The organism is Paraburkholderia sp. OAS925 (assembly GCF_040543975.1).
Classification (GTDB): Bacteria; Pseudomonadota; Gammaproteobacteria; order Burkholderiales; family Burkholderiaceae; genus Paraburkholderia; species Paraburkholderia graminis.
In genome coordinates this window covers 1,502,583-1,516,038 of sequence record NZ_JBEUNO010000001.1, presented here as the reverse complement: position 1 = coordinate 1,516,038, position 13,456 = coordinate 1,502,583, and the positions used below count along the sequence as shown (strand labels likewise).

Annotated in this window: 12 protein-coding genes and 1 pseudogene; 8 read left to right on the top strand and 5 right to left on the bottom strand. The window is 62.9% G+C overall.

The window, feature by feature from the left end; genetic code table 11:
- Window positions 1–38: 38 nt before the first annotated feature.
- Window positions 39–305: a double-stranded DNA-specific endonuclease gene (locus ABIE53_RS06590; RefSeq protein ID WP_006048434.1), complete on the top strand. Its 267-nt coding sequence runs from the start codon at window positions 39–41 to the stop codon at window positions 303–305.
- Between the two features lie 120 nt (window positions 306–425).
- Here the strand turns inward: ABIE53_RS06590 and ABIE53_RS06585 are convergent, their stop codons facing one another.
- Together ABIE53_RS06585 and ABIE53_RS06580 are read right to left on the bottom strand one after the other, a co-directional pair.
- Window positions 426–1,745, bottom strand: coding sequence for an ATP-binding protein (locus tag ABIE53_RS06585; RefSeq protein ID WP_006048435.1), 1,320 nt, complete (start codon window positions 1,743–1,745; stop codon window positions 426–428).
- The gene (locus ABIE53_RS06580) at window positions 1,729–2,454 is read right to left on the bottom strand and encodes a response regulator (RefSeq protein WP_006048436.1); all 726 of its coding nucleotides are present in this window, start codon (window positions 2,452–2,454) and stop codon (window positions 1,729–1,731) included. Before ABIE53_RS06580 ends, ABIE53_RS06585 begins: the two co-directional genes overlap by 17 nt.
- Before the next feature lie 219 nt (window positions 2,455–2,673).
- Here ABIE53_RS06580 and ABIE53_RS06575 point away from each other — a divergent pair, with 219 nt between their 5' ends.
- Window positions 2,674–3,207: a Spy/CpxP family protein refolding chaperone gene (locus ABIE53_RS06575; RefSeq protein ID WP_053857719.1), complete on the top strand. Its 534-nt coding sequence runs from the start codon at window positions 2,674–2,676 to the stop codon at window positions 3,205–3,207.
- A gap of 215 nt (window positions 3,208–3,422) precedes the next feature.
- On the opposite strand, the gene ABIE53_RS06570 is transcribed toward ABIE53_RS06575, so the two are convergent.
- On the bottom strand, window positions 3,423–4,133 hold the full coding sequence (locus tag ABIE53_RS06570) for a pirin family protein (RefSeq protein ID WP_006048438.1): 711 nt from the start codon (window positions 4,131–4,133) through the stop codon (window positions 3,423–3,425).
- Window positions 4,134–4,637: 504 nt separating this feature from the next.
- On the opposite strand from ABIE53_RS06570, the gene ABIE53_RS06565 reads away from it, so the two are divergent.
- The 5 genes and pseudogenes from ABIE53_RS06565 (at window position 4,638) to ABIE53_RS06545 (ending at window position 9,714) form a co-directional block, all read left to right on the top strand.
- A complete protein-coding gene (locus ABIE53_RS06565; protein ID WP_006048439.1) occupies window positions 4,638–5,414 on the top strand; it encodes an ABC transporter substrate-binding protein in 777 nt (258 codons plus the stop codon).
- 312 nt (window positions 5,415–5,726) lie between these two features.
- Window positions 5,727–6,416 (top strand): ABC transporter permease, encoded by a 690-nt coding sequence (locus tag ABIE53_RS06560; RefSeq protein ID WP_006048440.1) that lies wholly within the window; start codon window positions 5,727–5,729, stop codon window positions 6,414–6,416.
- Window positions 6,413–7,127 (top strand): annotated as a pseudogene (locus ABIE53_RS06555) (ABC transporter permease). The gene ABIE53_RS06560 and the pseudogene ABIE53_RS06555 overlap by 4 nt, the downstream one beginning before the upstream one ends.
- Before the next feature lie 41 nt (window positions 7,128–7,168).
- On the top strand, window positions 7,169–7,948 hold the full coding sequence (locus ABIE53_RS06550) for an ABC transporter ATP-binding protein (protein ID WP_006048442.1): 780 nt from the start codon (window positions 7,169–7,171) through the stop codon (window positions 7,946–7,948).
- 641 nt (window positions 7,949–8,589) lie between these two features.
- Window positions 8,590–9,714, top strand: a complete 1,125-nt coding sequence (locus ABIE53_RS06545; RefSeq protein ID WP_006048443.1) for a porin — start codon at window positions 8,590–8,592, stop codon at window positions 9,712–9,714.
- Between the two features lie 208 nt (window positions 9,715–9,922).
- Here ABIE53_RS06545 and glnK read toward each other — a convergent pair whose 3' ends face one another.
- Both glnK and ABIE53_RS06535 read right to left on the bottom strand, forming a co-directional pair.
- Window positions 9,923–10,261 carry a P-II family nitrogen regulator gene (glnK, locus tag ABIE53_RS06540; RefSeq protein WP_006048444.1) on the bottom strand — a complete coding sequence of 113 codons (339 nt, stop codon included), beginning with the start codon at window positions 10,259–10,261 and terminating at the stop codon, window positions 9,923–9,925.
- Between the two features lie 115 nt (window positions 10,262–10,376).
- Window positions 10,377–12,134, bottom strand: a complete 1,758-nt coding sequence (locus tag ABIE53_RS06535; protein ID WP_107707164.1) for an NAD+ synthase — start codon at window positions 12,132–12,134, stop codon at window positions 10,377–10,379.
- A gap of 148 nt (window positions 12,135–12,282) precedes the next feature.
- Here ABIE53_RS06535 and ABIE53_RS06530 point away from each other — a divergent pair, with 148 nt between their 5' ends.
- Window positions 12,283–13,452 (top strand): GNAT family N-acetyltransferase, encoded by a 1,170-nt coding sequence (locus ABIE53_RS06530; RefSeq protein WP_107707165.1) that lies wholly within the window; start codon window positions 12,283–12,285, stop codon window positions 13,450–13,452.
- The last annotated feature ends 4 nt before the right edge of the window (window positions 13,453–13,456 follow it).

The window sequence follows — 13,456 nt, the reverse complement described above, 5'->3', positions numbered from 1 at the left end:
ACCTCGAGTTGTCGCTACCGCTTTAACGGGAGATTCGCATGAAGGGAAATCTGGTCATTGTTTGCCGCGATCAGGATGCTGACGCGTTCGACCATCTGCTGGCTGAGTACGGCGCGTTCCAGACGCGGCTGTCGTCGACCGCGTGGTATCTGAAGCTCGATGTCGCGCCGGAAGTCATTCAGGAAGAGATACTCGGCCGCCTCGGCAAGTACACGACCCACTATATTTTCGAAGCCGAAACCGTGACGTGGAATACGGTGGATAGCGAAGCCGCGAACGCGCTAAATACGTTGTTTTCGGATTAGCTCGCGAGCGGGAAGCAGTTGTGGTCGCGGTCGCAGTAATGACCTGGGATGACCTCGGCGGCGGACCACACCAGCCCACGACCAAACCAGGCCGACGGAACGCCGCGCCTGCAACTCAAATCACCAGACACTGCTCTCCGACGCCGCCCTCGCCTGAGGCACCGCCGAAAACGGGAAGCTCATCAAGACGCGCAAGCCGCGGCCGTCGTGGTTGCCGATCTGCCACTCGCCGCCCGCGCGCCGCACCAGCCGCTCGACAATCGCAAGCCCAAGACCGCTGTGGCCATTGCCGCCGCGCGCGGGGTCGAGCCGCACGAAAGGCCGGCTTGCGTTGACGAGATCCTGCGCGGCGATGCCCTTGCCGTTATCGCTCACCGACAACGTGAAGCCTTCCGCCGTGCGCGCAGTGGCGACGACGATAGGCGGCGCTCCGTACGCATGCGCGTTGTCGAGCAGGTTCGACAGAATCCGGTCGAGCGTGGCGGCGGGCAGCATGAAGCCGGGGCCGGCTCGCAGATCGGTCTGCACCGCAGGCGCGCCCGAGGCCACCGCGCGATAGCTGCGCACGACGCGTTCACATTGAGCATCGACCTCGACGGCTTCGCTGCGATCCGCGCCGTCGTGCGCGAACACCAGGAATTGTTCGACGATGTGCGTCATCGAATCGACGTCGCGCACGACGCCGTCGCGCATCTTCGCTTCGTCCATCATTTCGGCGCGCAGACGCAAGCGCGCAAGCGGCGTCTTCAGATCGTGCGCGACGCCCGCGAGCATCACCGCGCGGTCGTTCTCGGTGCGCGCGACTTCCTGCACCATCTGGTTAAAGCCATGCGTCAATTGCCGCAACTCGCGCGGTCCGCGCTCGGGCACGGGCGGCACCGGCAAGCCGCGGCCGAAGCGCGCCACTGCCTGGGCGAGCGAGCGCAACGGCTGCTGTAACGCCCATGCGGCGAACAGCGCCGCCATCACCGCGAACGAGAAGATGATGACGAGCCACAGCACCGTTCGGTCGAGCGAGCGCGGTGGCCGCAGCGGCTGCACCGGCACGACGATCCAGCTACGGTCCCTGGGCGCGCGCACCCACAGCGTGGGCGGCGCTCCCGGCAAGCCGACGCGCACCTGCGTGCCGGACGGCATGCGGTCGCGCGCGTCTTCGATAAACCGTTCGAGCGGCGGCGGCAGATTCGATGTCTCGGGCGGTACTTCGGGACTCGCCGGATCGACCAGCTTTACGCGCGACGGGAGCGGCTGATCGGGATTGCGGGCCACGTGCTGACGCACCGCGTCGACGAGGAACGTGGCTTCTTCAACGGCGTAGCGGGTTTGCAACTGGCTGCGCTCGAGGCGCATGAGCGCATACCACGCGAAGTGCGACAGCAGCAGCACCGCGACGACCAGCAAGGCCAGCCGTCCGAACAACGAATCAATGGGCCGGCGCATTCTGATCGCCGTCGGGCACGAACACGTAGCCGCGCCCGCGCACTGTCTGAATGAAGCGCGGCGTGGACGGGTCCGTTTCGAGAATGCGCCGCAGACGCCACACCTGGACGTCGATACCGCGGTCGGTGCCGTCGTATTCGGGACCGTGCAGCAGCTCGAGCAGACGCTCGCGCGTCAGCGTGCGCATGGGATGGTTCACGAAGATTTTCAGCAACGCGAACTCGCTGCCCGACAGCGTGAGCGGCTTGTCTTCCTGATGCAGCGTGCGCGACTGGAAGTCGAGCGTGAAGCGGCCGAAGCTGAACGGCTCGCGCTGTTCGGGCGCGGCCGCCGAAGGCAGCGTGCGCCGCCGGCGCAACACCGCCTGCACGCGTGCGAGCAGCTCGCGCGGATTGAACGGCTTGCCGAGATAGTCGTCCGCGCCGAGTTCGAGACCGACGATCCGGTCGACGTCGTCCGCACGCGCGGTCAGCATGATGACCGGGATATCGTCGCCCGACGCGCGCAGCTTGCGCAATGCAGTGAGCCCGTCCACGCCCGGCATCATCAGGTCGAGCACGATCAGGTCGGGACGCTCGCGTTCGAGCCTGCGCTCGAGCGAGCCCGCGTCGTGCAGCACCGAGACTTCGATGCCCTGACGGGCCAGATAGTCGCGTAGCAGATCGCGCAGTTCGACGTCGTCGTCGACAACAAGTATTTGAGTAGCCATGGAATGAAGTTTAACGCGCGGCAGCAGCGCTTTTCGATTTCACAGAGGCCTCAAGGGTTACCGGGTGTTACGGTGAAAGCTGCACGTAATGGCCCGTAACAGCGGCGCGAAGGCGCGTAACACAGCGCCGGATGCAGTTCTCTACGCTGTGTCTTACCGAATGCAGGCCGTCAACTGGATCGGATGCATCGTCGGCTATTCCATTACAAGGAGCCTTACATGTCCACCAAAAAAATCTCGCGCGCCCTCGCCGTTGCCGCCACCGCTCTCGCCATCGGCGCGGGCGCTGCTTATGCCGCCCAACCCGCTCATGAGGCCCACGGCGGTCCGGGCGGATGGCACGGTCACTTCATGAAAGAGCTCACGCAACTACATGATCAGTTGAAGCTGAACGCGGATCAGGAAAAGCAGTGGCAAGCCGCACTCGACACGATGAAGCAAGGCCATGAAGCGATGCGCGCGAACCACGAGCAGATGAAGAACCAGTTCAAGGCCGCGCAGCAGCAGCCGATTCTGGATCTGAACGCGATGGCTTCCGCTCATCAGCAGATCGAGCAGAAGGACGCGCAGTTGCGCCAGCAAACCACGGACGCCTGGCTCAAGTTCTATAACGGCCTGAACGACCAGCAGAAGACGACCGTCAGCACGGCGCTGAAGCAGCGCTTTGCGAAGATGGAGTCGCGTCACGAGAAGATGCGCGAGCGTTGGCAGCAGCATCATGGCGCGGCGTCGGCGCCGGCTGCGAGCCAGTAAGCGGCGCGGCCGCCGCGCTGCAAAGCGCGGCGGCTTCGCAGAAACAGAAACGCCACGGAGCGCAGTTCAAAAACTCCGTGGCGTTTTCCATATATACATATAGCGGCGCGCGTGTGCATTCCCGCTGAAACTGAGCTTGCAGCACGCGCCCTTTGTGCCGTCCTGGTTGCGCCCTCAACCAACTCCGCGTTGAGCGGCGCAACAACTGCCCTGCTTCAGCTATCGAGCCGCCCAAGGTCGAACAGCAGCACTTCTGCGTGGTCGCCCTTTTCCAGCGTCACCGTGTCCGTATCGCTGAGCTTCGCGGCATCGCCCGCTTGCAGCGCCTCGCCGTTCACCGTCAGCGAGCCGCGCGCGACGTGCACGTACACGAGCCGTCCCGCGGGCACCGCGAAGCTGGCCGTCTCCGCGCCGTCGATCAAGCCCGCGTAAATCGACGCGTCCGCGTGGATCGTCACCGAGCCGTCGCGGCCGTCGGGCGATGCGACGACGCGCAGGCGGCCGCGCTTGTCGGCGGCGTCGAAGCGCTTTTCCTCGTAGCCCGGCTGATCGCCCGCGCGTTGCGGAATCACCCAGATCTGCAGCAGATGGGCCTCTTCGTCCGGCGACGCGTTGAACTCGCTATGCATCACGCCCGTGCCGGCGCTCATGCGCTGCACGTCGCCGGGGCGGATGGTCGAGCCGTTGCCCATGCTGTCGCGGTGCGCAAGCGCGCCTTCGAGCACATACGTGACGATCTCCATGTCGCGGTGCCCGTGCGTGCCGAAGCCCTGGCCGCCCGCGATGCGGTCTTCGTTGATCACGCGCAGCGGCCCGAAATGGACGTGCTCGGGATCGCGATAATCGGCAAACGAAAAGCTGTGATACGAGTCGAGCCAGCCGTGGTTGGCGTGGCCACGCTCGTCGGAGCGGCGAATCTCGATCATGACGTACTCCCGGTGAAATTGGCGATGGCGAGAATGTATGGGCTCGCCGCCCGATCCACAATCGGGCGCGGGCGCACCGGATCGTTTCGCAAATCCGCTTAATCGAAGTTGGCGAAGCGGGCCGCGCCCATCGAACCGTCGTCTACCGCTTTCGCAACGCGCCGCGCGAATGCGTCGCGCATACGCAACGGCCTTGATGCAGCGCCGGCGCCGCGGGCAACGCGCACTGGCGCCGCGCCCCTGTTCGGGTAAAATACCGCGCTTTTCAACGCATAGGGTGGCCGAAGGCTCGCCTGCCAAAGCCTTGGCAAAGGCTCGCAATGGCCTGGCAAGGCCGGACACCACGCGGAAAACCGCGGCGGCGCGACAATTTTGACCGCCTAGAATAGCGACGGCCGGCCACGAGCCGAGGCGACGGCCGGCCACGAGCCGAGGCGACGGCCGGCCACGAGCCGGCTTCGTCGGGATCGGACACCACGACGATCAGTTTGACCCAGGAGAAACATGAAGAAGCTCGCACTGTGCGTAGCGCTCGCCGTCATGGCCACCGGCGCCATGGCAAAAGAATGGAAAACCGTACGCATCGGGGTTGACGCCAGTTATCCGCCGTTCGAATCGAAGGCGGCCAGCGGCCAGGTCGTCGGGTTCGACGTCGACGTGACCAAGGCGCTGTGCGCACGAATGAACGTCAAATGCGTGTGGGTGGAGCAGGATTTCGACGGCATCATCCCGGCATTGAAGGGCAAGAAGTTCGACGCGATCGTGTCGTCGCTGACCATCACGGACAAGCGCCGCGAGCAGATCGACTTCTCCGACAAGCTCTTCGACGCCCCCGCGCGCATGATCGCCAAAGCCGGCTCGCCGCTGCTGCCAACGGCTGAATCGCTGAAGGGCAAGCGTGTCGGCGTCGAGCAGGGCACGACCCAGGAAGCGTACGCCAAGGCGTATTGGGAGCCGAAGGGCGTGACCGTGGTGCCCTATCAGAACCAGGATCAGGTCTACGCCGATCTCACGTCCGGCCGGCTCGACGCCGCGCTGCAGGACGAAATCCAGGCCGACGCCGGTTTCCTGAAGACGCCGCGCGGCAAGGGCTTCGCGTGGGCGGGCCCGGAAGTGAAGGACCCGAAGACCATCGGCGAAGGCACGGCCATCGGTCTGCGCAAGGACGATGCCGAACTGAAGGCGATGTTCAACAAGGCGCTGGCGCAGATTCATCAGGACGGCACTTTCACGAAGCTCGAAAAGCAGTACTTCGACGTCGAGATCTATCCGGCACACTGAGCACGCACCTGGGCACCGTCGGAGCGCCGCCTTTGGGCACCGGGCGCCGCTCCGGTCCGGAGCAGTAATCGCAGCAATGAAAAGACTCGGGCTCGCCCGCATGGGCGCTCGCGAGGCTTCGTAATACAGTCGGTCTAGTTTCAAAGAGAGTCGAAAAGCGCGCTGCAGGACCGGCAACGGCCATGCAGTCATGATTTGCACAGCGGTGCGCTGTGCGCCGCGGATCACGGCGAGCCACGCTCGCGGTACATGCGGCGCCAGGCCGCCCGCGTCTTTCGCGGTGTGCCGCAAGCGCATCGTCAAGGACCCCCTATGTTCCTTCAAGGCTACGGCCCGCTGCTTCTCAACGGCACCTGGCAAACCGTCAAGCTGGCGGTGTTGTCACTGGCGCTCGCTTTCTTGCTGGGCCTTCTCGGCGCGGCGGCGAAACTGTCGAAGAACCGCTTCTCGCACGGCGCCGGCACCGTCTACACGACGCTCGTGCGCGGCGTGCCCGACCTCGTGCTGATGCTGCTGCTGTTCTACAGCATCCAGATCTGGCTCAACAATCTGACCGACCTGCTCGGCTGGGACCAGATCGACATCGACCCGTTCGTGGCCGGCGTCGCGGTGCTCGGCTTCATTTACGGCGCGTACTTCACCGAAACCTTCCGCGGCGCCTTTCTCGCGGTGCCGCGCGGTCAGCTCGAAGCCGGCGCGGCCTACGGCATGACGAGCTGGCAGGTGTTCGCGCGCATCATGTTCCCGCAGATGATGCGCTTCGCGCTGCCCGGCATCGGCAATAACTGGCAGGTGATGGTGAAGGCCACGGCGCTCGTGTCGATCATCGGACTCGCTGACGTAGTCAAGGCTTCGCAAGATGCGGGCAAGGGCACGTTGCGGTTCTTCTTCTTCACCCTGCTTGCGGGGGCGATCTATCTCGTCATCACCACAGTGTCGAACTTCGTGCTGATGTACCTCGAAAAGCGTTACTCGACCGGCGTGCGAAAGGCGGATCTATGATCGAGATCATTCAGGAATACTGGCGCAATTATCTCTACACGGACGGCTACCGCTTCACGGGTCTCGCGATCACGCTGTGGCTGCTGGTGGTGTCGATCGGACTCGGCTTCTGCCTGTCGATCCCGCCTTGCGGTGGCGCGCGTCTCGAAGAGGAAATGGCTCGCCGGTCTCGTGTGGCTTTACACGTACATCTTTCGCGGCACGCCGCTTTATGTGCAGTTGCTGCTGTGCTACACGGGCTTGTACAGCCTCGAAGTCATCCGCAATCACGAGCTGACCAACGCGTTCTTCCGCGACGGCATGCATTGCACGCTGCTCGCCTTCACGCTGAACACCTGCGCGTACACCACCGAGATTTTCGCGGGCGCGATCAAGGCCACGCCCTACGGCGAAATCGAAGCGGCGCGCGCGTATGGCATGTCGTCGTTCACGCTGTACCGGCGCGTGATCCTGCCGTCGGCGCTGCGCCGCGCGTTGCCGTACTACAGCAACGAAGTGATTCTGATGCTGCACGCCACGACCGTCGCCTTCACCGCGACCGTGCCGGACATTCTGAAGATCGCGCGCGACGTGAACTCGGCGACGTATCAGTCGTTCAACGCGTTCGGCATTGCCGCCCTGCTCTATCTGTGCATTTCTTTCGCGCTCGTGTGGCTGTTCCGCCGCGCCGAGCGCCGCTGGCTCGCTTACCTGCGGCCGCAAGGCAAATAAGCGGGCACACGCCCCGCGGTTAAGCACGCCCAAGGACCCCGATGAACAACACGAAGCAAAAGCTTTTCGTCGACGAACTTCATAAACAGTACGGCGATAACGAAGTCCTCAAAGGCGTTTCGCTGAAGGCGAACGCCGGCGACGTCATCAGCGTGATCGGCTCGTCCGGTTCGGGCAAGAGCACGATGCTCCGCTGCATCAACTTCCTCGAACAGCCGAACGCCGGCCGCATCTTCGTGGACGGCGAAGAAGTGCGCACGCAAAAGAACAACCAGGGCGCGCTGCGCGTGTCCGACCCGAAACAGTTGCAGCGCGTGCGCACCAAACTGTCGATGGTGTTTCAGCACTTCAACTTGTGGTCGCATATGAACGTGCTCGAGAACATCATCGAGGCGCCCGTGCATGTGCTCGGCCTAAAACGCAAGGAAGCCGAAGACCGCGCGCGCGAATATCTCGAGAAAGTGGGCCTCGCGCCGCGTCTCGAGAAGCAGTATCCGTCGCATCTGTCGGGCGGTCAGCAGCAGCGCGTGGCGATCGCGCGCGCATTGGCGATGCATCCCGACGTGATGTTGTTCGACGAACCGACTTCCGCGCTCGATCCCGAACTCGTCGGCGAAGTGCTCAAGGTCATGCAGACGCTCGCCGAGGAAGGCCGCACGATGATCGTCGTCACGCACGAAATGGCGTTTGCGCGCAACGTGTCGAACCACGTGATGTTCCTGCACCAAGGGCGCGTCGAAGAAGAAGGCCGCCCCGACGAGGTGTTCAAAAACACGCGCAGTGAGCGCCTGAAGCAGTTCCTGTCCGGCAGTCTGAAATAGCAATGCGGTAGCAAAACATATCGCACAGCCTGGTATTTGAGATTTGGCGATGACTCATCGCAACGCCTCATGACCGGGCTGTAGTCGAAGTACTCTTTTACAAGGCACTTACGAGCGCCTTTTTTGTTTCGGTCACCTGTGTAATCCGCGCTTTTCGGCCGCGAAACCGTCGCGTACACGCCTCCCAACGCGTCTTTTCGCCCCTACCCTGCCGTATCCGAAGCGTCAATAGTGGCAATCCTTAATCTTGCCCCCGTCGATCCGTGATTCCCTTGTCGCATAAGGGCTTTAGCCGTTTTGACACAGGCGGCAATGGGTCTTTGCCCACATCGGTATTGCAATTTGGAGACACAGGTCAACGCCGGTACTAATTTCTTCTCACACTCAAGTGTATTTTTGATAAATTAGTAACCAAAGTAGCAAAACTAAGTTCATTAAAAGTAGTTTTACTTCAAAGCACAGAGGAGAACCGGTCGGCGAGGGATCGGCATGACGACCAGACAGCCCCAAGGCTGCACGTCAGGATAGGAGACCAATCCGCCCGCTAATCTCCCTGGTACCGATTTCTGTTCGGCGCAACTCGCGTCCGAACACCATTCGCAGTACTGGGTTTCACTTTTTGACAGGGTATGGAGGAGAAGATGAAGAAAGCTTTGCTCGCCGCTGCGCTGATGTCGGCCGGGGTTGTTGCACATGCCCAAAGCAGCGTAACGCTGTATGGCCGCCTGGACGCAGGTCTCGAATACATCAGCGGCCTGCCGAACGCCAACTATACCGGTTCAACCTCGCGCTTTCGCGCGGAAAGTGGTGACTGGGGCACGAGCCTGTGGGGCATGAAGGGCGTCGAGGACATCGGCGGCGGCAATAAGGTCCTGTTCCAGTTGGAAGGCTCGTTCAACACGATGAACGGTCAGGGTCCTGGCGGCGGCGGTCTCTTCAATCGCTGGGCAACGGTCGGTCTGTCGAACAGCGCATACGGTACGTTGACGATGGGCCGCATGCTCTTCATCTCGAACGGCGTGTGGGACTTCGACCCGTTCGGTCAGTCGAACTGGTCGTCGGCGTCGCTGGTGCGTGGCCGCAACTGGCCGCAATCGAGCAACAACATCGCTTACCAGTCGCCGAAGTTCTACGGCTTTGACGTGTACGGTCAGTACGCGCTGTCGAACGCGACGAACTGGAACGGTAACGGCACGACGCCGCAAGGCCGCGAAGCCGGTCTGCAAGTGACGTACACCTCGTCGCTGTTCCAGTTGCGCGGCATGTACGACGAAATCCGCAACAACACCAACGGCAACTTCACGGACCCGTTCACGGCATCGCGCGAGTACACGGCTGCGTTCAACGTGTTCCTCGGCCAGTTCAAGATCCAGGGCGCGTATCAGGCAGTGCGCACGTCCGCGGCTGCCAGCGCGGTAAACGCTGCGCCGACCTCGCTCGATCACGAATGGGGCGGTGTGACGTGGCAAGCCACGCCGGCTGCAGCCCTGATCGCGGCTGTGTATCACGTGAACGCGAACAAGGGCGGCGGCAACGCAACGATCTACACGATCGGCGGTTCGTACAACCTGTCCAAGCGCACGCTGCTGGACATCCAGGTCGCGACCGTGCGTAACAGCAAGTCGGCTAACTTCGGTCTGGATGCGAACAACGCAGGCCGTGGCGGCAACATCACCGCTTCGGACGGCACGGTCTCGTACAACGAGAACCCGCTGCCGGGCCACAGCCAGACCGGCGTGTACGCAGGCATTCAACACTCGTTCTAATCGAACGGTGTTCCCCGAAGGCGGCGCCTTCGGGGCTTAGAAGTTCTTCAAGAGAATCTTTTTCACGCTGCTGCGAGAGGCGCGTATCGGTGCGATGTCCGAAAGGGTATCGCACCGTTTTTTATTGGCGCGAAGGCTTCGCGAGTTCTGTGGACGTTGCGCGAAGTCTCCTGCTCGCGCCGGCGCACCGCTTCGGTGCGCGAGCCGCTTAGACTGCGGCTTCGTTTTCTTCGCCGGTACGGATGCGAATCACGCGCTCCACGTCCGCGACGAAAATCTTGCCGTCGCCGATCTTGCCCGTGCGCGCCGCGCCGATGATCGCGTCGATCACCTGGTCGCACTGGTTATCCGCGACGACGACCTCGATCTTCACCTTCGGCAGAAAGTCGACCACATACTCTGCACCACGATAGAGCTCGGTATGGCCTTTCTGCCGGCCAAATCCTTTGACCTCGGTGACGGTCAGGCCCGTGAGGCCGACTTCAGCGAGCGCCTCGCGCACTTCGTCGAGTTTGAACGGTTTGATGACTGCGGTGATGCGCTTCATGGCGAACCTCGTCTCGTGACTGAAAGAGTGAAAGGGAAATGGATGATTTTTATTCTACGCCGCGCCGGATGCGTTGCGGCAGTCCGGCGTGCGTCGCAATGCCCGCGGCTCCGATTCATTCCACCGGTTCGGTGTAGCGCGACGTGATCGGATAGCGCCAGTCGCGGCCGAACGCGCGATGCGTGACGCGAATGCCGATCGGCGCCTGGCGGCGCTTGTACTCGTTGATCTTGATGAGCCGCGTGACGCGCTTCACGTCGTCGGCCGCATAACCCGCGGCGATGATTTCGGCGAGCGAGCGGTCCTCTTCCATGTACATGCGCATGATCGCGTCGAGCACGTCATAGGGCGGCAAGCTGTCCTGGTCGGTCTGGTTCTCGCGCAATTCCGCGGACGGCGCGCGCGTCAGAATGCGCTCGGGAATCACGTTCTGCGTGCCGAAGGCCGTGGCCTGATTGCGGTAGTGGCACAGCCGATAAACGAGCGTCTTCGCGATGTCCTTGATCACCGCAAAGCCGCCGGCCATGTCGCCGTAAAGCGTGCAGTAGCCCACCGCCATCTCGCTCTTGTTGCCGGTCGTGAGGACGATCGAGCCGAACTTGTTCGACAGCGCCATCAACAGCGTGCCGCGGATGCGGGCCTGGATGTTTTCCTCGGTGGCGTCTTCCGGGCGTCCTTCGAATTCCTGCGCGAGTGAACTGCGGAACGCATCGAACATCGGCGCGATCGCAATTTCGTCGTAGCGCACGCCGACGCGGCGGGCCATCTCGGCGGCGTCGGTGGTGGAGATGTCGGCCGTGTAGCGCGAGGGCATCATCACCGCGCGCACCCGATCCGCGCCGAGCGCGTCGCACGCGACCGCCAGCACGAGCGCCGAATCGACGCCGCCCGAGAGGCCGATCAGCGCGCCAGGGAAACCGTTCTTGTTGACGTAGTCGCGCACGCCGATGACGAGCGCCGCGTAGACCTGTGCTTCGAGCGAAAGCTCGGGGGCGATGGCGGAGTTGGCGCGGGTTGCGCTGCCGACGAGCTGCGCGTCGCCATGACCGCGCAACGGCACCGCGTTTTCAAACTCGACAAACGCCGTCGCTTCCTCGAACTGCGGCATCTTCGCGACCAGTTCGCCTTGCGCGTCGAGCACGAACGAGCCGCCGTCGAACACCAGTTCGTCCTGCGCGCCGACCATGTTCACGTAGACCATCGGCAGTCCCGTCTCGCGAATCCGCGCACGCAGGATGTCGAAGCGCACCGCTTCCTTGTTCAGGTGAAACGGCGAGCCGTTCGGGATCAGCAGCACTTGCGCGCCCGCGGCTTTGGCCATTTGCGCGGCCGACGCATGCCACGCGTCTTCGCAGATCACCACGCCGTACTTCACGCCGTCGAGTTCGAAGACGAACGGCTGCGCGTCGGACGCGAAGTAGCGCTTCTCGTCGAACACTTCCGTATTGGGCAAATCCTGCTTGCGATACATGCCGGCGATCCGGCCGTCCACCACCAGCGACGCCGCGTTGAACGTGTCGACCGGCGGCACGCCGCGCTGGATCGGCGCGTTTGCATTACCATGACCACTCGCCGCGCTGTTGGCAACACTGTCGGCAGCGTCGCGCAACGGATGACCGACGATCACATGCAAGCCGGCGAACTGCTTCAGTTGTTGCGCGAGGTCCGCCAACGCAGCAGCGCTCGCGGTATAAAACGCGGGGCGCAGCAGCAGATCTTCGGGCGGATAGCCGGACAGCGCGAGTTCGGGCGCGACCAGCAGCTTCGCGCCGGCGCTGTGCGCGTCACGCGCGGCGGCGACGATCTTCGCGACGTTGCCGGCGAAGTCGCCGACGGTGACATTGATTTGAGCAAGAGCGATTCGTGTCTTCATGGCAGGATCGACGGGCAAGCGAAAGGCTTGCGGAGGGCTTGCAAATAAAGCGGCTTGTTGTGGGCTCGACGGAACGGACAACTCGGATAAACGAACGACGCAGTACGTGCTTGACGCACCGCGTCGCTCATTGGGACAGTCACACAGATTGAATCAGGAACGCTTTGATTATCGCACGGGCATTCTGGCGTCGCCCTCCGAGGTTGACGCCGCCGAATGGAACACCCTCCTCGCGCAGCAGACGCAACCCACGCCGTTTCTGCGGCATGAGTTCCTGAGCGCGCTGCACGCGACCCGTTGCGCAGTCGCGGACACCGGCTGGGCGCCGCAATTCGTCACGCTGACCGACCCGCTCACGGGCAAGCTCGCCGCGGCCGCGCCGGTTTATCTGAAGGGCCACTCATACGGCGAGTACGTGTTCGACTGGGCCTGGGCCGACGCCTATAAGCGCAACGGCTTGCCCTACTACCCGAAGCTGCTGTGCGCCGTGCCGTTCACGCCGGTGCAAGGCAACCGCCTGCTCGCCGCCGATTCGCACGCGTTGCGCCACCTTGCCGCGACGTTGATGGCGTTCGCCGAGCAGGCCGACGTGTCGTCGCTGCATGTGCTCTTTCCGACCGAAACCGAAGCCAACGCGCTCACCGAGATGGGCATGATGCAGCGCGAAGGCGTGCAGTTTCATTGGCTGAACGACGGCTATCGCGACTTCGACGATTTCCTTTCGACGCTCGAACAGAAGAAGCGCAAGAACATCCGCGCGGAACGCCGCAAAGTCCACGACGCCGGCATCACGATGCGCCGTATTCGCGGCGAAGACATTCAGGACGCGGACTGGCGCTTCTTCAGCAAGTGCTATCGGCAGACTTATCGCGAGCACTTTTCGACGCCGTATCTGAACCTCGATTTTTTCCGCATGATCGGCGCGTCGATGCCGGAGAATCTGCTGCTCGTGATCGCCGAGTACGAAGGCAAGCCGATCGCGAGTTCGCTCGTCGTGTATCAGCGCGATGCGAAAACCGGCGGCACGCTGTACGGCCGTTACTGGGGCGCGCTCGAACATGTGCCCTGTCTGCACTTCGAGACCGCGTACTATCAGCCGCTCGAGTTCTGCATCGAAGAAAAGCTCGGGGCATTCGAAGGCGGCGCGCAAGGCGAACACAAAATGGCGCGCGGCTTCCTGCCCACAGTGACGCGCTCGGCGCACTGGCTCGCGCATCCCGCTTTCGCCGATGCGGTCGGCCACTTCCTCGACAACGAAAAGAACAGCATCCACGCTTATGTGGACGAGCTGCGCGAACACAATCCGTTCAAAGGCTGACGCG